The organism is Gracilibacillus sp. JCM 18966, assembly GCF_055392695.1.
Map to the genome: position 1 here is coordinate 904,872 of NZ_AP043883.1, position 18,475 is coordinate 923,346.

Genomic DNA, 18,475 nt, shown 5'->3' on the forward strand with positions numbered 1-18,475 from the left:
AATTGTTTTTTGCACAGCGATAAAAACAACCAGTTTATCTATTCACTAAAATAACAGGTCATACGTAAGCCATAAGTATCTTTTAGGTAAGTATCAGTTGCTAGAATAATTTGTTTCATTGAATCTGTAATTTTCATTATCGAGACTCCTGGCTGAACAATTGATATTTCAAATTCTGTTTCAAAACCAGATTTCACCATCTTCTTTAACATATGAAGAATTTGTAAATCTCCCTTTTCAAACCGAGTTTCACCGTAGTCTTTCTGTCTCCTACTTTCTCGTTCAATCATTCGTTGAACAATCTCTAAGACATTATCATTCCACATAACTGATTTTTCAGCTTGACCACATACTTCATATAAGTCTTTAACACGAGCACCGGGAAGTTCTCCGCCTGAGTATTTACAATGATACAGATGAAATATGACTTTTGAATGTTCATTATCAATTTTGACCGAAACGACATCTGCAATTTCTCCCGATCCATCATCATCAAAAATGATATCTGATGTCTGATCTACAATATTATGTATCGTAGCGTATTGAATAGAATCAGTCTTTCTTCCTCTTCCTTGAGATTCAGATTTAATATCGACTCCAAATTCATCCCAATCGATAGCAAAAAAAGAGTCTAGTGGCAATTCAATATCACTTTTAGGTTTGATAACTGTTTTTAAATTTTCTTGGATTACTACAATAGTTCCATCGCTTTGTATGAAAGAAACTTCCGGTGAGTATTCATACAGATAATCAGTCATTTTAACAGTTCTATTACCAGATTTCACTATTAGCTCTTCACCTTCGATTTGCTTGAAACTATATGAAGTCTCATTAATAATCTGCTCAAAGATAAATTTTCGTTCATTTATCCAAAATTCAAAGCGAAGATTCTCATTAACTAAACCGGGATTCTTTAAAACTGTTTGAAAGAACGGAAATGCCTTTTGTTCCTTAGAAATATATAACTGTTTAGCGGAGGAAGTAGAAACTTCGATTATTTCTGGCATCGATATTTTATAAGGGACACCTTCTGGAAATTCCTTAATAACTTCTAAAGTAAGGGAATTATTTAATATATTATTCGTACTAATTGTATCATCCAACACCTTATTCCCTATTTTCTGACACCAGTCTGTCCAAAAGTTTATCCGCTCTACCCAGCGCATCCACACTTTACCTTTATATGAACAACCAATACTAATTCGTCCTCCATCTTGATAGCCATAACCGAATAAATTAGACTTAGTCGAACCCGATGCAACTGCCTCATTTATTCCAGCCTTAATATCTGCACCAGCAAACATTCTAAAGCTAATCCTTCCGCTAGGTTTTTGCTTTAATCCCAGCGTTCCAATCATCAATCGATTAATTCCATCTAAGCTTCGATAAATTGAATCTCCCTTAATTGCTGATGCTTCCGGAAACATACTATCCACAAGCCGATTTCCTTTTCCAGCATCAGTTTCGTTTATATGAACAATTCCATTATCCTCATCTAAGAACAGCACAAAGAAATCATAATCATATTGAACTATATCCTTTTGATCTGACCAGATAACCTTTGTTTCAATTTCCTCAATGAAAACATAAACAAAATCTTCTTCATTTATTAATGATGTAGTTCTATTTGGATCCAGAACCTGTTTCCATCCATTTACAAAAATTCTTTTTGAAGGGTGTTGGAACATCCTAGTACTTACTTTCATCTTTAATTGGGATAAATCTATCTCCTTCACATGACCTTTTTCAAACCTATCAATGAATTCACCAAGCTCAACTTCCTTATTGATAGCTTGATTTGAATGGATATTAAGAAGTTGATTCCAATCAGAATCCTGATGATATAACTCTTCAATCGATTCCTTCAAATCGTCCATTGCCACATTCGTGATGAGCTTTGCATTCCCCAACTTATTGCCACTTGTTCGAGCAAAACGTCCAATGAATTGAAGTGTAATTGGAAGCGACTTATATTTATCGTGGATTGCCGCAATTTTTAGTGTTGGAATATCTATGCCTTCGCCAAACATATCTACACATACCACAATTTTTGCTTTACCATCTTTAACATGCTGCAAGTTTTCTTTCCTCTGAGCAGCACGAATACCAGTGTGAATCACAACTGGATTATACTCTTTATATTTAGAGTAAATTTTTCCATACAACTCATCAGCTCGTTTTCGGCTTTTTGCTCTCGCTAAAAGTACGTGCTCATATCCTTTTTCCAAATCTTCATCTAATTGCTTAATTGCAATTTTTGCAATTTCTTGATCAGACTTTCTCTCATCAAATTCTTGAATTGGATAAAAATCGATAGGTTTGAAATACCCAGCTTTTTGCGCCAATGCCAAACCATAATTAAAAATTATTTTACCGTCAATCTTTTTACCATCATTTCTAAATGGAGTAGCAGTAAATTGTAGTATTTTTTTCCCTAAGAATCTTTCTCTCACTGTTCCCCAATCGGGAGCTGCGAGATGATGCGCTTCATCAAATATTACAACCTCTACCTTTTCAACGAGTGTATCCAAAACAGAAGAAGGCATTTTTTTAATCATACCGGGAGTTGAAACAACTATATTAGCCTCTTCAAGAGCATCAATCAGAATTGTTTCTTCCTCGTCTTCTACTTTTGACTTATAAAGAAAAGTCGTTGGATAAATAACTTCATCTGAAATCATTTCTAATTTTGGAAGTATCCCAAAATGCCTCGCTCCTTCAAAAATTTGTTCTCTCAAAAGATTAGAAGGTACAATGATAAGTGATGAAGGTATTCTTTCAGAAATAATCGTAGCATACATTGTTTCAGACTTCCCTGTTCCAGTTGGTAAGACAATTGTTGCTGGAGAATTTGATGTGGCCCAATGTGCACGAATTGCAGATAATGCACCAAATTGGGGCAAGCGTAAACCAATTTCATCTTCATTTCGAGAAACTCTCTCATTATATGACTCTTTCCAACTATTAATAAGTTCTTCTTGGTTGAAGATTCTACCTTCAGCATCCGTACATCGACTTAACTTATTATAACGACCGATTGTTGAAATTATATTTTTATACTTTCCCAAACAATCACTTCTTTCTGTTGTAAAATTATATATTTTCATTAATTATATAATAACAGATACAAAAGAAACCTTTATCAAAAAAATGTAATTAGTATTGTGTTTGGGTGAATCAAATGTACGGAAATCAATAAAAATTAATACCAAAACTAGGTGTACCTATCCTGGGAATACAAATAAATCATTAGCGATTTTTGCGATTAAAACCTTGGAAAATTAACGCTTTTGGAAAACAAATAGTAAAACCACGAAGTCATCACTGATTCCTCATTAAAATAGAGATTGTTACTATACAATCAAAAAGGCTCTCACTAGTTTAAATAGTGAGAGCCTTTTGTTTTATGCTTCATTTACTCCTCATCATGATAATATAGACTTTCTGGAGAACGACTACCAGCTACCTCATCATACTCTTCAGCTTCAATCTTTTTTTCAAACTCTTCTCTTTCTATCTCTTCTAATTCTTCTATGTCCTTAATCTTTTTTTCAAACTCTTCTCTAATGGTGAGCTCTCGATCAATGATGAATAATTTCATATTTAATGTGTCAGTTGAATCATTTTTAATTTCTTCATAATATTTTTTTTGTTTTTCTCCCTGCTCAATTTCCTCGATGGCTCCATTTTCTTCCGCAATATAATAGTCCATCACAACTTTAGGAACTCTATGACCTTTAAGTAGAATAGTATTTTTTTCAAGTTGCTCATATAACAATTCTTGTATTCGTTTATCCTCTAACATGAGAAGTATGTCCTGTTTTTCATATATTGCTGACCTGCGTGCCCCTTTAATTCTAATAATAGAGTTTCGATCTTCATCAGTTAAAGGCGGCCTATTATTATTTTCCTCTTTAAATTTACGTTCAATATACCCGTTTATATATCGATTCATGTTTTTCCGAATGGTTACGTGTTTTCCTTTTTCATCCTTATCCATTTTTTGAAGAACCTTTTGTGAGTAATCATCTGTACCATATCCCATTTTAATGTCAAATAACGCCAAAACTTCTTGTGGACCTATCATGTTCATCTGATTACCTCCTTTTTAACATTATATCACACAAATAGGTGTCTCAATTGTATTTGAACCTTATTTTTCGAAATATAATGATGTAATATAAGGACTATAAAGAGTCACCAAGTTGCTTTAAACAACGAAAATTAAATGGTGTCTCAAAAAAAGGAGGAAGTAACACTATGAAGAAATTGAGAGAATTCAACAAGTTTGATGCAGTGGGATTTTTCAAGGACAAGGATGTACGGGTAATGGCTCACGAGCCTTGGAATGAATATGATGACGGACAAGTCACTAAGCAGTTGGGAACAAAATATAAGTGTGTGGTTGCAACAGACAAAACGGAATATAAAGGAAAGGACGTACCTCCAGATTTAAACGCTGGTGAGAAAATTGATGTGAAAGTACCGCAACAGCCAAAGAAATATAAAAAGTTTAGCAGAATCACATTTGTTAATCCAACCGCTTCCGTCTATGGTACATTCCAATCTGAGTTGAGTGTGAAAGCCGATGATGTTGACATTCAACCATAATAGCGATCTAGGGGCATAAGCCCCTCTCGCTATTAATCATTACATTCTGATAGGTATGACCGCCCCGACAATGGGCGAAATCAAGTTATTAGGACGTGGATTTATATGAAAAAAACATATCGAATGCAATGGGGTTTTCTTTCGTTTTTGTTCATTGGAATTTTCCTTTTTTTGTGTTTTTTCTTTTATCGAATATATCCATTAATTATTGAAGCAGTGACAATAATTCAACTCCCACACATTGAGTCAAGTATCTTTTTGGCTATCACTGGTCTAATGATGGCTAACTTATTCGTTTGTTGGTCGTTTCGCAACAAATTATGGCACGGTTTACCCTTTGCGCTTCGTTATTATTCAATGATCAAGCGGATTAGAAGACATTTCAAAGACGCACGGTTTGAAGATGAACGTGAGTTTGACAATCGTTTAGTTGTATTACCAAAAATCAAGATAGTGTTCGACGACAAACGAACAAGGCAGTCGGGGAAAGTGTATATTCAAAACTCGATTAAATTCGACAAGAAGCTTGAGGATATGCGAATTGATTCAGCATTAAAAGGATACGTAAGCGAACGTCAATATTTATCACAAGATCGCAATTGGTATGCGTACGAGTTCTATTCTATTGGGTCGCAAAATCAACTTGAAATTAAATCAGCAAGTGACTTGATTGAATGGTCAAACAAGACAGCAGACGATTACGCCATACGCCTAGATGAGCGTGCAACTGTACCGTTTCATCACCTCGCTTTGGTGGGGCAAACAGGTAGTGGTAAATCCTTTTTTATCCAAATGCTGCTTGAACAAGTGTTATCGAAAAAGGGCAATCATGAGTTATTCATTATTGATCCAAAGCGCACAGACGTTTACCAAATGGCTAAACGTACCGTTGGTGATGAGCAAACGGCGGACAAAACAAATGCGATTGAATTGATTAAACAATTTCATGAGCGCATGAAAAAACGACAAGATGAATTACAAGACTATTTTATATCAAATCGAAACAAAACTTATAGGGATGCTGGTTTACCGGCTTTAATTCTGCTTATAGATGAGTTCGGGGCATTGAGAGAGTCATGGAAGACTTTAGCAAAAAAAGAACGTGATGAAGTCGATAGCATACTGTCTGACGTTGCTTTCATGGGTCGTCAACTAGGATGCATTCTATGGGTCGCTACGCAACAAATGAACGTACAGACGATGCCAACAGCGATTAGAGAACAGCTCGTTTTGAAGGTTGCATTAGGTGATAGTGATGAGCAAACCTATAGAACTCTGTTTTCCTCTGGTGTGGATATACCACCAGTTCAGTTTACTGCTGGTCAAGGGATATACAGCTATCCAGGGGTAGCCAGCGCAGACAAGCCAAGGTTGTTGACAGTTCCTTACTGTAGCTTTTTGAATTGAAACACCTAGCTTTTCCTTAAGGAGAGACGGCACAGAGAGTGGAAGGGGACCCGCCGTTTAGGGGGGGAAGGTTCCACTCCGTGCTTTACACCTTTAGGAGAGCTGGGGTGCAGGTAATCACCCCAGCTCCAGTCAGGAGCAAAACCCACACCAAAGCCTACTATTATAGGCTTTTACATCAAGAAAACTTTACCTAAAGTTTTCTTAACAAAAGGAGTGAATAGAACATGATTAAACCAGATATTGACCAATTTACACTTGTATTACAGTCAACTGATGTATTTGATTTCGATGAATGGCGTGACTGGGTAGCAAAAAGCTTAATAAGTACATTCTTAATTAAATCTAAGATGCATAAGCTATTCAACAATTTCGGTGAAGCTGACGTTAAGCTGCCAGAAGGCTATACAATTGGTTATTCATTCATCAATGCACCATTTTACTTTTGTATAGCTTATCATGAAGCATTCACGAAAATGGGCGTAATTGTCAAATATAGTGCATACGCATGGCATGAATATCGGAAGCGATATGAAGAAGAATTTAATGAACCTATTCATTTACACACCTTTTTAAAAATGATTGATTCGGATGAATATAGTTTTAGGCTTTCACGAATTGATATATGTTGTGACTTTATTAATGAAAATATTAACATTGCTAAATTGAAACGCTCAATAGAAGAAGGAAGGACTGAAATACGCTATGGGAAGTACTAATAAAAGTTATGCAAAAAGTTATTGAAGATAACAAAAACAAGCCATATAAAAGAAACAACTCAAAAGTATCCGACGTATCTAAAGACTTTCAGGCACAAACATTGTATATCGGGGCAAAAAGCAGAAATACAAAAGTGCATTTACGCATTTATGACAAAAAAGAGGAACAACTATCATGAAGCACATGCGACATATCGCCAAAGAAGTGGATGACTGGACACGTGTTGAAGCAGAGTTTTCTGGCGATTATGCCCATCAATTAACAGATGCAATCAAAAAATGTAGTACAGATGAACAGCTTAAAAATGTAATTATTAGTGCTCTACTTGATCGCTATATGCTCTTTTATGTTAATTCTAATCGACCTCATAAGATAACTAGATTAATGCTTGAACTATTAGATGAGAAGGACTTTCACTTTGAGTCACCATCTCCACGAAACAATTTGTTACAACAATCAATAGACCATCTAATTAAGGGGTCTGGGCTACTCCCCACATTGTGGAAAGTTCAACAAATATGGGGATGTAATACAGCAAAAGAATTAATAGATTATTTATATAAACAGTACTATGAAGAATTCGAACCCAATGATGACCATATATCTTGGTTAAATAAATATAAGACACTTTACCAATTAGAAGGTAAACCGTGGGAAGGATGATATTTAAATGAATTTTCCGAAATTAAAAGAACATATACAACACATTGTAGAAATAGTAGATTTTTTCCGGGACGGTAAGGGAACGATTAATAAAACGGATAATCATTCTGATTACCAAAATAGCAACTATACACCAGAAGATATTTTAGGACAAATCAAATATGATGCTGAACAAGCACTAAATGAACTAAATAAATTTTAAAAATAAATCTCAGCATAAAGGAGATGATGCCACATGAGCACAAACATGGCTACAAAGGATTATCCATATCTTTTAACAAGGGAACAAGCATCAGATTTTTTAGGTATAGACCCAAAGTCTTTTGATAAATATATTCGGCCACATGAAGAGCTAGATCGTTTCATGATTGGTAAGCGCGAACGCTACACAATGAAGTCTTTAATACACTTTATCGAAAAACACTCCGTTTAAAATGTGACAGTTGATAAGATGCTAGTTTCAGAATACAATACAGATGTATTCAACTAGCATCTATCAACTTTATTTTTGAAAGGGATTGATAGCATGGCTAGTATTGTAAAAAGAGGAAAGTCATATCGAGTACAAATTTCTTTGTACAAATATGGAGAACATAAAAAACTAACTAAAACATTTCCGACTAAGAAGGAAGCAAAACTTTGGGCTTTAGAAATGGAATTAGCGAAAGGAGAAGGAAAAGAACTTGCTCACAGAACAACAACATTTGCGGACTTCTTCGAAAATTGGATATATCTTGTAAAGGTTAATGACGTTAAAGAAACGACATTTCAAAATTATGTTCGTACTTTAGGAGTTATTAGAAATTTATTTCAGGATATCCAATTAAAAGATTTAAATGATATTGTTGTTCAGAAAAAGATTGATGAGTATGCCAAGACACATTCTCGAAAAACTACACATGAGGTTCTTCTTAAAATTAAAACATCTTTACGTGATGCATATGCTCGTGGCTATATTGCAAATGATTTTGCTCGTTTAGTGAAAACCCGTGGAGAAAACCCACCAAAACGAAATAAAGCATTATCTATTACAGATTTTAAAAAGCTTCGTAATTACGTTTTACAGCATCCAAAAGACGAGTTTAACATACTTGTATTACTTGCATTAGAAACAGGTATGAGGCGTGGAGAACTACTAGCAATACGTCCTGAGAGCCTTTATGAGTACGGTATAGAAGTTAGACATTCGATTAGTCCTACTTCTGACGACACTTCGTTAAAGACACAAAATGCAAAACGTGATGTTTCTATCAACAAAGAAGTATATGAGCTTATTCGTCAAATTCCCGTTAAGGAGAATGGTTATATTTTTAGTTTTGGCGGTTTTAAGCAGTCTGAACTATTAACCGAATTATTAACGGAGTTAGACATTAAAAGAACTACTTTTCACGGATTAAGAGATACACATGCATCATTTCTGTTCGCTCAGGATATAGATATTGCATACGTGTCAAAACGGTTAGGTCACATAAATATTCAAACAACACAAAATTATTATCTGGAATTAATGCCAGAAAAAAAGCACCAGCAGGACGCCGATGCTTTAAATCTGTTAAGTGCTCTGTAGCACTTTATTATTGATTTGCACCAACTTGCACCAAAAAAACTTTGAAACGTTGGTATATCAACAAACCTATTAACGTTTTGAGAACTGTGGTGCACGACGAGCGCCTTTAAGACCGTATTTCTTACGTTCTTTCGCACGAGCGTCACGAGTTAAGAATCCAGCACGCTTCAATGTAGAGCGGTATTCTGGATCTGCTTCTAATAATGCACGAGAAACACCATGACGGATTGCACCAGCTTGACCAGTGAAACCTCCACCATTAACGTTTACTAATACATCATAGCTTCCTTCAGTTTCAGTTGCTGCTAAAGGTTGTTTAATAATTGTACGAAGTGTTTCGTATGGGAAGTAATCTTCCGCATCACGACTGTTTACAACGATACGTCCAGTACCTGGAACTAAACGTACACGTGCAGTTGAACTTTTACGGCGTCCGGTACCGTAGTATTGTACTTGTGCCACTATGAGTTACCTCCTTTTAATTATCCGCGAAGTTCGTAAACTTCTGGTTTTTGTGCTTCATGTTTATGTTCAGCGCCTCTATATACGTGCAATTTTTTACCCATTTTACGTCCTAGGCTTCCTTTAGGTAACATTCCTTTTACTGTTATTTCTAACATTTGCTCAGGATATTTTTCACGCATTACGCCTGCAGTACGCTCTTTTAATCCACCTGGGTGGTTCGTATGACGACGATATAGCTTGTCACTAAGTTTTTTACCTGAAAGTTCGATTTTTTCCGCATTGATAATAATGACATGATCACCAGTATCAACATGTGGGGTATATGTTGGCTTATGCTTACCGCGAAGGATTGAAGCAACTTCACTTGCTAAACGACCTAGCGTTTGACCTTCAGCGTCTACAACAAACCATTTGCGTTCAATATTCGCTTCATTTGCCATGAAAGTTGTGCGCATGATTGGTTAACCTCCTATATCTGTGAATCCATTATCTAAAATTGTCTCGCTTCGAGCGCCCAGAAACTAGTGTCCTTCCCTCAGCTTTGTACGATAAGTCATCATCAGCTCCTTCGTCGCTGTGATTCCTTTATCTCCTACGCTTCAGTCCAGGACATACGTTTCTGAACGGGCGCTTACGCTTTTCTATTCCGATTTATATTCTAACACGAGTAACTTTCCGGGGCTATTCGTGGTTTAGAAAATAAAATGCCATAGATCATAATATAACAAATTGGACGTAAAGTCAATAGCCAGAACCTAATACCGTGAGAAAAATGCTTTTTAACATAAAAAAATAATGGAATTAGCAGAAATCGAAATCTCTACTAATTCCAGTTAACTTACGATTTATTTACATAACTTACAATTGCATCACGTAAAAAGGCCGTTCCACCTTCTACATGCTTGTCATAATAAGCGGTAAATCGTTGATCGGCCACATACATTTCTGCAAGGCCAGCATGCGCTTCCTTTGAATACGATGACCATGAATACATTAACCATTCCTTATGCTTTAACACTAATGCTTGGGCTAATTCAGACTCAGGGTCACCTGTTTCATATGCTTGCTGGAGTAATGCAAATACTTCCGCTTCTATCTGCTGTAGAGCTTGGTAGTCTTCCTCAGACATTTTTCTTAGTTTGGCATTACTTTCATTTATCGTATTGTCACCGTATTTCTCTCTAATTTCTTCACCATATTTTAGCTCATTTTCTTTAATCATTCTCTCTTTAAACGCAGCAAATTTCTCTTGATCTGACATTTGGTCTCCACCCTCTCTTGACGCAATCATTTTTTCAACGGTTGCGATAATATTGTCAAGACGGTTGCGTTTTTCCTGCAAATTTCTGTAGTGATGTTTTAAAGCTTCTGTTTCGTCAAAGCCTGGCTGATGGAGAATGGCATCTATTTCTTCCAGGCTGATATCTAATTCCCGGAAGATCAATATTTGTTGAAGGATATCGACTTCTCTTGCTCCATAAATTCGATAGCCTGAATCATTTATTCTAGCAGGCTTTAACAAACCAATTTGGTCATAATATCGTAGTGTGCGGCCGCTAACACCAGACAATTTTGCTAATTGGCTTACGGTATATTCCATCACCAACCCTCCTGACAATATTCATTTTAAACCTTTACGTTGCGTTAAGGTCAAGGGTGTTTTTCGAAATTGTCTGTCACCATATCTTTATCGATTTCCGTAATTTACTTCCCATAAATACAACCCGTGTGGTGGGGCTGTTTTACCTGCTTTTGAACGATCCTTAGCTTCTAAAATAGTGCTCAAATCCTCCACTGTTCGCTTGCCTTTCCCGATCTCCAAAAGCGTACCAACAAGGATACGTACCATGTTGTATAAAAACCCATTTCCTCTAATGCGAAACACCAGACGGTTCCCAGTTTTCTCAAAGCTAGCATTTGTAATCGTACGTACCTTCTCTCCCTTGACATTCGTATTCGCAGCACAAAAAGACGTAAAATCATGTGTACCCATTAAGTATTGACATGCCTGCTGCATCGCTTCAAGGTCGAGTGCTTCTCTTACAAAATACTCATAATGGCGTTGAAATAAATTCATTTCTTCATCCTGCAATATAAAATAGCGATATTCTTTTGTTTCTACATCAAAACGCGCATGAAAGTCAGGAGATACCTGTTGTACTTCTTTTACGAGAATATCATCTGGAAGCATCGTATTTAAAGCTTTTTTCCAGTTTCCTTCTGGTATTTGTAAGGGGGAGTCAAAATGAATCACCTGGCCGACCGCATGGACACCTTGATCCGTTCTCCCTGAAGCGACGATTCGAATAGGCTTTCCTTTATGCATCTTTGCTAGCTTTGATTCCAACACTCCTTGAACCGTCCGTCCTTTAGGCTGAATCTGAAACCCAGAAAAGTATGTGCCATCATAGCTAATTATTGCTTTTAGTCTCATCTATTTGCCACCTCTGTCATTCTCTTATCCAAAAGAAAAGTCCCGCTAAAGCTAGAACTACGAAGATTGCCATGTAGTCTAGCTTTGTCATTTGTAATTTTCTTAGTTTCGTCCTTCCAACATCCCCACGGTAACCTCTTGCTTCCATTGCAATCGCTAAATTCTCCGCACGTTTAAACGCACTGATAAATAACGGAACAAGTAAAGGGATAACTGCATATATTCTACTTTTCCATGAGCCTGTCTTAAAATCTACCCCTCTGGATGCTTGTGCTTTTGAGATTTTCTCTAATTCGTCCATTAATGTCGGGATAAACCGTAACGAGATCGAGATCATGAGAGCGAGCTCATGAACAGGTACTTTCCATTTTTTAAGAGGCTTTAGCAATGCTTCTATACCATCCGTTATTTCCATTGGAGTTGTTGTAAGTGTTAATAAAGAAGTTACCATAATGAGCAGTAGAAAGCGTAAGGAGATTGTAACTCCCTTTATCAATCCTCCATCATAAATGGAAATAAAACCAAGCTGGTAGAGCAACTCTCCCTCTTTCGTAAAAAAGAGATGAAAAAGTAAGGAGAATAGAATAAAAAACCATATTGGTGCAATTCCCTTTAGAACATACCTGATATGGAGTCTTGATAAGATAATAAAACTGAAAGAATATATGGTTAATAAAGCATAACTAGCAGCATTATTCGCTAAAAAAACGATAAAAACAAATCCAAAGATAAATAATAACTTAAAACGTGGGTCTAACAGGTGTAAAGGAGATCTACTAGGTACATATTGTCCAATAACCATAAACGATTTCATTGTTTTGCCCTCTTTAACTTCTTTTCTATTTCCTCTACTAGTAAGTCAAGTGATTGTCCATTATATTCAATCGGAAAGGGGAATTTTTTATTAGCGGTTTCTACAAATGCTAATATTTCCGGTAAACCTAATTGGACGCTTGTCAGAAGATCACGTTTTTGAAAAATTTGATCTGGTGTCCCTTCTATCAATTTGGCGCCTTCTTTTAATATAAGGATTTGATCCGCATAAGTAAAGGCATCATCCATATGATGTGTCACTAGGATAGTCGTTCTATTTTTTTGTTTATGTAAATGATATAATAATTCCATAATTTCCTTTTGCCCTTTAGGGTCAAGTCCAGCAGTCGGTTCATCTAGAACAAGGATTTCGGGCTCTACTGCGAGCACACCTGCAATCGCAACTCTTCGCATTTGACCGCCACTAAGCTCAAAGGGGGATTTAGCAAGAATCTCTTCCGTTAACCCTACGTCTGTAATAGCTTTTCGTACTCTAGCCTTTATTTCGGTTTCAGCTACACCAAAATTTTTTGGTCCAAAGGAAATGTCCTTTTCTACCGTTTCTTCGAATAATTGATGCTCAGGATACTGAAAGACAATCCCTACTTTTTGTCTCAAGCCCTTTAGATCTGATTTTCTTCCCTTTTCCAGTAAATAGTCACCAACTTTAACTGTTCCCTCTGTCGGCAATAGCAGTCCATTAATATGTTGAAGCAAAGTAGATTTCCCTGAGCCTGTATGTCCAATGATCGCCATATATTTTCCAGAGGGGATAGAAAAACTAATATTTTTTAGTGCCTTGAATGCAAAAGGTGTGTTTGCTTGGTAGGTATAATTTACGTTTTTGAATTGTATGTCCATAAGGCATCGATTAACTCCTCATGATTTAGTGGTGTATGCTCGAATTGGTATCCATATTTCTCAAATTTCTCTTTAACGGATAGTACAAATGGTTTCGTTAATCCAAGGTAATCCCAATCATACTCTCCTGCCAACAATTGCCTTGGTGTTAAACATTGGTATAATTTACCTCCCTTTAGTATGATCACTCGATCTGCTTGCATGACCTCCTTAACGTCATGCGTGATCGATACTGTCGTCATTCGTCGCTGCTTTATAATCCTACTAATTACCTTTGCTATCTCTTGTCTACCTATTAGATCAAGCATAGAAGTCGCCTCATCTAGAATCACAATATCAGGTTCTGTTGCCATAACACCAGCTATCGCAACCCGTTGCTTCTGTCCTCCTGATAAATGATGTGGCTCATGTAATGTATAATCATCCATCCCTACATCGATTAAGCTCTTTTTAATGCGGTCGACCATCTCAACCCTAGGTACTCCTCTGTTTTCCAACCCGAATGCCACATCATCTCTAACAGTAGTGCCAACAAATTGAGTTTCAGGATTTTGAAATACCATTCCTATTTTTTGTCGAATCTCCCAAATATGATCCTCCGTAACTCTTTGTCCGTCGACAAATATTGCCCCTTTTTGAGGGTAAACTAATCCCATCATTAGTTTTGCGATAGTAGATTTCCCTGAACCGTTATGTCCAATAATGGCCACATTCTCACCAGGTTCTATCGTAAAATTAAGGGCTTCGATTATCCAGTTCTGATCCTCATGATAACGAAAATAAACATTCCGAAACTCGATTTTTGTCATTATATATTCTCCTTATTGATATTTCCCAGGAAATACACTATCTATTGTAACATGATTGCGTTACACCGGAGCGGTTTGGTAAATATAGTAAATTGGTTGTTTGGAAACTTTCTAGTTGAGAAAAATCTTCCATTCATAGATCCTTAGCTTTTCTAACATATTAGAAAAACTCGCATTCATTCGTCCTCTGGCGAATGCCTAATTTTACTTATACTTGGCACCTAAAAATTTCAGCTACGTCGATTTTATACTTTTCTAACGTACAAAAAAAGGGCTTGGATACACCTCATAAAGAGATTGACTCCTGCCCCTTCCTGCCAAGCTATATAATTAATTAAACAAGCTCAATAATCGCCATTGCAGCTCCATCACCACGACGAGGTCCTAATTTCAATACGCGAGTATATCCACCTTGACGATCTTCATAGCGTGTTGCGATATCGTTAAATAGCTTTTGTAAAGCATCTTCATTTTCATTTGCTTCTGCTTTGTATAAGAATGACTCAGCTTGACGACGTGCGTGTAAGTCACCACGTTTTCCAAGTGTGATCATTTTATCTACTACAGAACGTAATTCCTTCGCCTTTGCTTCTGTTGTTTCCAGACGTTCATGGATAATAAGGTCTGTTGCTAAACCACGAAGCAATGCTTTACGTTGATCAGTAGTACGTCCTAACTTTCTAGCCATGAGAATTCCCTCCTTCGCTCTTATTTCTCTTAACGATGTATATATTAATCTTCGTTTCGTAAACCAAGTCCTAAATCTTCTAATTTATGCTTCACTTCTTCCAAAGATTTGCGTCCAAGGTTACGAACCTTCATCATATCTTCTTCTGATTTGTGAGCTAGTTCTTGAACTGTATTAATGCCAGCTCTTTTTAAACAGTTATAAGAACGAACAGATAAATCTAGTTCTTCAATTGTCATTTCTAGCACTTTTTCTTTCTGGTCTTCTTCTTTTTCGATCATAATTTCAGCATTTTTCGCTTCATCTGTTAATCCAACGAAAATATTAATATGCTCCGTGAAGATTTTTGCTCCTAATGATACCGCCTCTTCCGGACGAATACTTCCATCTGTTAACACATCAAAAGTAAGCTTATCAAAATTAGAGTCTTGACCGATACGGGTATTTTCTACTTGATAGGTTACCTTTGAAACTGGTGTGAAAATAGAATCAACTGGAATTACACCAATAGGACGATCTTCGTGATTATTGGAATCTGCTGGTCGATATCCTCTACCACTCTTTGCCGAAATACGCATTTTCAAGTGACCATTTTCACCTAATGTAGCGATATGAAGATCAGGATTCAATATTTCGACATCACTATCAAAAATAATGTCTGCAGCCGTAACTTTTCCTTCTCCCTGTACATCTACCTCTAGCGTTTTCTCTTCATCAGAATAAATCTTAAGGGCAAGCTTCTTAAGATTCAAAATGATGGTAGTTACATCTTCAACTACACCTTCTATCGTTGAAAATTCATGAAGTGCACCATCTATCTGCACAGATGTCACAGCAGCGCCAGGAAGTGAAGATAATAGGATACGACGCAAGGAGTTACCGAGTGTAGTACCATATCCACGTTCGAGTGGTTCTACAACAAACTTTCCATAAGTAGCATCATCACTGATTTCTACTGTTTCAATCTTTGGCTTTTCAATTTCGATCATTCATTAACCCTCCTTTAAAACGTCGAAACCCCGGTTAGACACATGTCTAACCGAAATTCCCCAGGTAGGCAGTTCCCGTTTCTGCACTCTGCAATTGTGATACTATGTCTGCCTTTTGTAATGGTGTCAATAGAAAAAATTGTGAATACTCTATTCAGCTATCATAAACCATTATAGACAGATTAACAAATAATATACTGTTATTATACTCGACGACGTTTTGGCGGGCGACAACCATTGTGAGGAACTGGTGTTACATCACGAATGGCAGTTACTTCTAAACCAGCTGCCTGAAGTGAGCGAATGGCTGCTTCACGACCAGCACCAGGTCCTTTTACCGTAACCTCTAAGGACTTTAAACCATGATCCTGGGCTGCTTTAGCTGCTGCTTCTGCAGCCATTTGAGCAGCAAAAGGAGTTGATTTACGAGAACCTTTGAATCCAAGCGCACCAGCACTACTCCAACTAACGGCATTACCTGCGACATCAGTAATCGTTACAATTGTGTTGTTAAAAGTAGAGCGAATATGAGCTATACCTGTATCAATATTCTTTTTCACACGGCGTTTACGTGTATTAGTTTTACGTGCCATAGATTAACATACCTCCTTTATATTATTTCTTTTTATTAGCCATTGTTTTTCTAGGGCCTTTTCTAGTACGTGAGTTGTTTTTTGTTTTTTGACCTCTCACAGGTAAACCACGGCGATGACGTACACCACGATATGAACCAATTTCAATTAGACGCTTAATGTTTAAGGAAACTTCACGACGAAGATCACCTTCTACGTTATAGCTATCAATTTTTTGACGAATTTGACCTAACTCTTCTTCTGTTAGATCACGAACACGAGTGTTCTCATCGATTCCAGTATCCTCTAATACTTTCTTTGCAGTTGATTTACCAACTCCGTAAATATACGTTAATGCAATAACCACGCGTTTATCACGCGGAACATCTACACCAGCAATACGTGCCATAGATAACGTGCACCTCCTTATTCTTTATCCTTGTTTTTGTTTATGCTTAGGGTTTTCGCAAATTACCATTACTTTTCCTTTACGGCGAATAACCTTACATTTTTCACAAATCGGTTTTACAGATGGTCTTACCTTCATCTTTCATACCTCCTCTTGTATCGGAGCATTTTATTTATAACGGTACGTAATACGACCTCTTGTCAAATCATATGGAGAAAGTTCAACCGTTACTTTATCTCCTGGCAATATACGAATGAAGTGCATTCTAATTTTACCAGAAACATGAGCTAAAACGGTATGACCATTCTCTAATTCCACTTTAAACATTGCATTAGGTAATGTATCAATAACAGTACCCTCGACTTCAATTGCATCGTCTTTCGCCATCGAGTTGATCTCCCTTCTTCAAATCTGCCAATATTTCATTAGCAAATTTATTAATAGCATAACGTAGTTTCCCATTCGTTACGCGCCCTGTTTCGAGAAGGCTTCTTCTTACCTCCGGAGATATAAATTCAGTACACGTTATATGACTTAAATTCTTCTTCTTCGGTCGGTCATATTTACGTTTATCTCCATCAGCTAACAACACAAAACGACTGTCTATTTTTTTAATTACAATTGCAAACTGACCTGCTTCGCGTCCCTGTAGGATTTGAACAACTTGACCTAATTCCGGATACCTCTCCGTTTCACTCAACCATCATCACCAACACTTTAGGTTATTAGTTAACTCATTTGCAAATTGTACACTTTATCATTATACCAACAATTTAAAGAAAAAATCACATAAGATTCTTTAATTTTTCGTCAATATCATGAAAAACTTGATCAATTTGTTGTGAGCCATCTATTTTGACTAGACTTCCTTTGTCTGAATAAAAGTCTAACATTGGTTGTGTTTGCTCAAGATTGACTTCTAATCTATTTTTAACTGTATCTGGTTGGTCATCCTTGCGCTGAATGAGCTTTTCTCCATCTTTGTCACAGATTCCTTCCTGTTTAGGAGGATTGAACTTAATATGGTAGGTAGCTCCACAAGAAGGACAGATACGACGTCCAGTTAAACGTTCCACTAATTCATCTGTGTCCACATCAACATGTAACACATAATCAATGGATTTATTCATTTTAGCAAGTAACTCATCTAGTGCCTCAGCTTGTGCTAAGGTTCGTGGGAAACCATCAAGTAAAAATCCTTTTTGACAATCATCCTTACTTAATCTTTCCTCTACTATACCTATCGTTACTTCGTCTGGAACAAGAGCACCTTCATCCATATAGCTTTTCGCTTTTTGTCCAAGCTCTGTTCCTTCCTTGATGGCTAATCTGAACATATCTCCAGTTGAAATATGAGGGATTGGATACTTTTCTACGATTTTTTCTGCCTGTGTCCCTTTACCAGCACCAGGCAATCCCATTAAGATAAGATTCAACGAATTTCCCCTCGCTCTCTATCTATTCCAG

25 protein-coding genes are annotated in these 18,475 nt (G+C 36.7%); 8 read left to right on the forward strand and 17 right to left on the reverse strand.

Going from position 1 to position 18,475, the window contains the following annotated elements:
• Nucleotides 1-38: 38 nt before the first annotated feature.
• Nucleotides 39-3,107 carry a DEAD/DEAH box helicase gene (locus ACZ5N5_RS04175; protein ID WP_464373328.1) on the reverse strand — a complete coding sequence of 1,023 codons (3,069 nt, stop codon included), beginning with the start codon at nt 3,105-3,107 and terminating at the stop codon, nt 39-41.
• A 308-nt stretch (nt 3,108-3,415) separates the two neighbouring features.
• Nucleotides 3,416-4,093, reverse strand: a complete 678-nt coding sequence (locus ACZ5N5_RS04180; RefSeq protein ID WP_464373329.1) for a hypothetical protein — start codon at nt 4,091-4,093, stop codon at nt 3,416-3,418.
• Between the two features lie 167 nt (nt 4,094-4,260).
• Between ACZ5N5_RS04180 and ACZ5N5_RS04185 the strand changes: the two genes are divergently transcribed.
• The 8 genes from ACZ5N5_RS04185 to ACZ5N5_RS04220 all read left to right on the forward strand — a co-directional run bounded on the left by ACZ5N5_RS04185 (nt 4,261) and on the right by ACZ5N5_RS04220 (nt 8,968).
• On the forward strand, nt 4,261-4,611 hold the full coding sequence (locus ACZ5N5_RS04185) for a hypothetical protein (RefSeq protein ID WP_054787902.1): 351 nt from the start codon (nt 4,261-4,263) through the stop codon (nt 4,609-4,611).
• A gap of 123 nt (nt 4,612-4,734) precedes the next feature.
• The gene (locus ACZ5N5_RS04190) at nt 4,735-6,018 is read left to right on the forward strand and encodes an FtsK/SpoIIIE domain-containing protein (protein WP_464373330.1); all 1,284 of its coding nucleotides are present in this window, start codon (nt 4,735-4,737) and stop codon (nt 6,016-6,018) included.
• 227 nt (nt 6,019-6,245) lie between these two features.
• A complete protein-coding gene (locus tag ACZ5N5_RS04195; protein WP_054787903.1) occupies nt 6,246-6,737 on the forward strand; it encodes a hypothetical protein in 492 nt (163 codons plus the stop codon).
• Nucleotides 6,738-6,745: 8 nt separating this feature from the next.
• Nucleotides 6,746-6,916 (forward strand): hypothetical protein, encoded by a 171-nt coding sequence (locus ACZ5N5_RS04200; protein WP_464373331.1) that lies wholly within the window; start codon nt 6,746-6,748, stop codon nt 6,914-6,916.
• Complete coding sequence (locus ACZ5N5_RS04205; protein WP_464373332.1) at nt 6,913-7,401, forward strand: hypothetical protein; 489 nt, start codon at nt 6,913-6,915, stop codon at nt 7,399-7,401. Before ACZ5N5_RS04200 ends, ACZ5N5_RS04205 begins: the two co-directional genes overlap by 4 nt.
• Nucleotides 7,402-7,408: 7 nt before the next feature.
• A complete protein-coding gene (locus ACZ5N5_RS04210) occupies nt 7,409-7,603 on the forward strand; it encodes a hypothetical protein (protein ID WP_054787904.1) in 195 nt (64 codons plus the stop codon).
• Between the two features lie 33 nt (nt 7,604-7,636).
• A complete protein-coding gene (locus tag ACZ5N5_RS04215; RefSeq protein WP_028273283.1) occupies nt 7,637-7,834 on the forward strand; it encodes a MerR family transcriptional regulator in 198 nt (65 codons plus the stop codon).
• A 75-nt stretch (nt 7,835-7,909) separates the two neighbouring features.
• Entirely contained in the window at nt 7,910-8,968 is a 1,059-nt protein-coding gene (locus tag ACZ5N5_RS04220; protein WP_464373333.1) for a tyrosine-type recombinase/integrase, read from the forward strand.
• 69 nt (nt 8,969-9,037) lie between these two features.
• Here the strand turns inward: ACZ5N5_RS04220 and rpsI are convergent, their stop codons facing one another.
• From rpsI to ACZ5N5_RS04295, 15 genes are all read right to left on the reverse strand, one after another.
• A complete protein-coding gene (gene rpsI, locus ACZ5N5_RS04225; RefSeq protein WP_054787905.1) occupies nt 9,038-9,430 on the reverse strand; it encodes a 30S ribosomal protein S9 in 393 nt (130 codons plus the stop codon).
• 20 nt (nt 9,431-9,450) lie between these two features.
• On the reverse strand, nt 9,451-9,888 hold the full coding sequence (gene rplM / locus ACZ5N5_RS04230; protein WP_054861108.1) for a 50S ribosomal protein L13: 438 nt from the start codon (nt 9,886-9,888) through the stop codon (nt 9,451-9,453).
• A gap of 383 nt (nt 9,889-10,271) precedes the next feature.
• On the reverse strand, nt 10,272-11,033 hold the full coding sequence (locus tag ACZ5N5_RS04235) for a MerR family transcriptional regulator (protein ID WP_464373334.1): 762 nt from the start codon (nt 11,031-11,033) through the stop codon (nt 10,272-10,274).
• 87 nt (nt 11,034-11,120) lie between these two features.
• Nucleotides 11,121-11,867 carry a tRNA pseudouridine(38-40) synthase TruA gene (truA, locus tag ACZ5N5_RS04240; protein WP_109985126.1) on the reverse strand — a complete coding sequence of 249 codons (747 nt, stop codon included), beginning with the start codon at nt 11,865-11,867 and terminating at the stop codon, nt 11,121-11,123.
• Between the two features lie 16 nt (nt 11,868-11,883).
• The gene (locus ACZ5N5_RS04245) at nt 11,884-12,681 is read right to left on the reverse strand and encodes an energy-coupling factor transporter transmembrane component T family protein (protein ID WP_109985127.1); all 798 of its coding nucleotides are present in this window, start codon (nt 12,679-12,681) and stop codon (nt 11,884-11,886) included.
• Nucleotides 12,678-13,541 carry an energy-coupling factor ABC transporter ATP-binding protein gene (locus tag ACZ5N5_RS04250; RefSeq protein ID WP_464373335.1) on the reverse strand — a complete coding sequence of 288 codons (864 nt, stop codon included), beginning with the start codon at nt 13,539-13,541 and terminating at the stop codon, nt 12,678-12,680. Before ACZ5N5_RS04250 ends, ACZ5N5_RS04245 begins: the two co-directional genes overlap by 4 nt.
• Entirely contained in the window at nt 13,517-14,350 is an 834-nt protein-coding gene (locus ACZ5N5_RS04255) for an energy-coupling factor transporter ATPase (RefSeq protein WP_464373336.1), read from the reverse strand. Before ACZ5N5_RS04255 ends, ACZ5N5_RS04250 begins: the two co-directional genes overlap by 25 nt.
• A gap of 334 nt (nt 14,351-14,684) precedes the next feature.
• The gene (gene rplQ / locus ACZ5N5_RS04260; protein WP_054787907.1) at nt 14,685-15,038 is read right to left on the reverse strand and encodes a 50S ribosomal protein L17; all 354 of its coding nucleotides are present in this window, start codon (nt 15,036-15,038) and stop codon (nt 14,685-14,687) included.
• 44 nt (nt 15,039-15,082) lie between these two features.
• Nucleotides 15,083-16,027: a DNA-directed RNA polymerase subunit alpha gene (locus ACZ5N5_RS04265; protein ID WP_054787908.1), complete on the reverse strand. Its 945-nt coding sequence runs from the start codon at nt 16,025-16,027 to the stop codon at nt 15,083-15,085.
• Between the two features lie 203 nt (nt 16,028-16,230).
• Nucleotides 16,231-16,620 (reverse strand): 30S ribosomal protein S11, encoded by a 390-nt coding sequence (gene rpsK / locus ACZ5N5_RS04270; protein ID WP_054787909.1) that lies wholly within the window; start codon nt 16,618-16,620, stop codon nt 16,231-16,233.
• Nucleotides 16,621-16,642: 22 nt separating this feature from the next.
• Nucleotides 16,643-17,008: a 30S ribosomal protein S13 gene (gene rpsM, locus ACZ5N5_RS04275; RefSeq protein ID WP_054861113.1), complete on the reverse strand. Its 366-nt coding sequence runs from the start codon at nt 17,006-17,008 to the stop codon at nt 16,643-16,645.
• A gap of 24 nt (nt 17,009-17,032) precedes the next feature.
• The gene (rpmJ, locus tag ACZ5N5_RS04280) at nt 17,033-17,146 is read right to left on the reverse strand and encodes a 50S ribosomal protein L36 (protein WP_003156543.1); all 114 of its coding nucleotides are present in this window, start codon (nt 17,144-17,146) and stop codon (nt 17,033-17,035) included.
• 30 nt (nt 17,147-17,176) lie between these two features.
• Nucleotides 17,177-17,395 (reverse strand): translation initiation factor IF-1, encoded by a 219-nt coding sequence (infA, locus tag ACZ5N5_RS04285; protein ID WP_018934234.1) that lies wholly within the window; start codon nt 17,393-17,395, stop codon nt 17,177-17,179.
• On the reverse strand, nt 17,373-17,708 hold the full coding sequence (locus tag ACZ5N5_RS04290) for a KOW domain-containing RNA-binding protein (RefSeq protein WP_054861114.1): 336 nt from the start codon (nt 17,706-17,708) through the stop codon (nt 17,373-17,375). Before ACZ5N5_RS04290 ends, infA begins: the two co-directional genes overlap by 23 nt.
• 85 nt (nt 17,709-17,793) lie before the next feature.
• Nucleotides 17,794-18,444, reverse strand: a complete 651-nt coding sequence (locus ACZ5N5_RS04295; RefSeq protein ID WP_054861115.1) for an adenylate kinase — start codon at nt 18,442-18,444, stop codon at nt 17,794-17,796.
• Nucleotides 18,445-18,475 lie beyond the last annotated feature (31 nt).

What these genes read in the sequence shown, in the direction of transcription:
- ACZ5N5_RS04190 (WP_464373330.1), top strand. Translation starts at nt 4,735, where the DNA reads ATGCAATGGGGTTTTCTTTCGTTTTTGTTCATTGGAATTTTCCTTTTT.
- rpsK (WP_054787909.1), bottom strand. Translation starts at nt 16,620, where the DNA reads ATGGCACGTAAAACTAATACACGTAAACGCCGTGTGAAAAAGAATATT.
- ACZ5N5_RS04245 (WP_109985127.1), bottom strand. Translation starts at nt 12,681, where the DNA reads ATGAAATCGTTTATGGTTATTGGACAATATGTACCTAGTAGATCTCCT.
- ACZ5N5_RS04205 (WP_464373332.1), top strand. Translation starts at nt 6,913, where the DNA reads ATGAAGCACATGCGACATATCGCCAAAGAAGTGGATGACTGGACACGT.
- ACZ5N5_RS04195 (WP_054787903.1), top strand. Translation starts at nt 6,246, where the DNA reads ATGATTAAACCAGATATTGACCAATTTACACTTGTATTACAGTCAACT.
- rplQ (WP_054787907.1), bottom strand. Translation starts at nt 15,038, where the DNA reads ATGGCTAGAAAGTTAGGACGTACTACTGATCAACGTAAAGCATTGCTT.
- ACZ5N5_RS04200 (WP_464373331.1), top strand. Translation starts at nt 6,746, where the DNA reads ATGCAAAAAGTTATTGAAGATAACAAAAACAAGCCATATAAAAGAAAC.
- ACZ5N5_RS04235 (WP_464373334.1), bottom strand. Translation starts at nt 11,033, where the DNA reads ATGGAATATACCGTAAGCCAATTAGCAAAATTGTCTGGTGTTAGCGGC.
- rplM (WP_054861108.1), bottom strand. Translation starts at nt 9,888, where the DNA reads ATGCGCACAACTTTCATGGCAAATGAAGCGAATATTGAACGCAAATGG.
- ACZ5N5_RS04215 (WP_028273283.1), top strand. Translation starts at nt 7,637, where the DNA reads ATGAGCACAAACATGGCTACAAAGGATTATCCATATCTTTTAACAAGG.
- ACZ5N5_RS04180 (WP_464373329.1), bottom strand. Translation starts at nt 4,093, where the DNA reads ATGAACATGATAGGTCCACAAGAAGTTTTGGCGTTATTTGACATTAAA.
- ACZ5N5_RS04175 (WP_464373328.1), bottom strand. Translation starts at nt 3,107, where the DNA reads ATGAAAATATATAATTTTACAACAGAAAGAAGTGATTGTTTGGGAAAG.
- ACZ5N5_RS04250 (WP_464373335.1), bottom strand. Translation starts at nt 13,541, where the DNA reads ATGGACATACAATTCAAAAACGTAAATTATACCTACCAAGCAAACACA.
- ACZ5N5_RS04265 (WP_054787908.1), bottom strand. Translation starts at nt 16,027, where the DNA reads ATGATCGAAATTGAAAAGCCAAAGATTGAAACAGTAGAAATCAGTGAT.
- ACZ5N5_RS04255 (WP_464373336.1), bottom strand. Translation starts at nt 14,350, where the DNA reads ATGACAAAAATCGAGTTTCGGAATGTTTATTTTCGTTATCATGAGGAT.
- ACZ5N5_RS04210 (WP_054787904.1), top strand. Translation starts at nt 7,409, where the DNA reads ATGAATTTTCCGAAATTAAAAGAACATATACAACACATTGTAGAAATA.
- infA (WP_018934234.1), bottom strand. Translation starts at nt 17,395, where the DNA reads ATGGCGAAAGACGATGCAATTGAAGTCGAGGGTACTGTTATTGATACA.
- rpsM (WP_054861113.1), bottom strand. Translation starts at nt 17,008, where the DNA reads ATGGCACGTATTGCTGGTGTAGATGTTCCGCGTGATAAACGCGTGGTT.
- rpmJ (WP_003156543.1), bottom strand. Translation starts at nt 17,146, where the DNA reads ATGAAGGTAAGACCATCTGTAAAACCGATTTGTGAAAAATGTAAGGTT.
- ACZ5N5_RS04185 (WP_054787902.1), top strand. Translation starts at nt 4,261, where the DNA reads ATGAAGAAATTGAGAGAATTCAACAAGTTTGATGCAGTGGGATTTTTC.
- truA (WP_109985126.1), bottom strand. Translation starts at nt 11,867, where the DNA reads ATGAGACTAAAAGCAATAATTAGCTATGATGGCACATACTTTTCTGGG.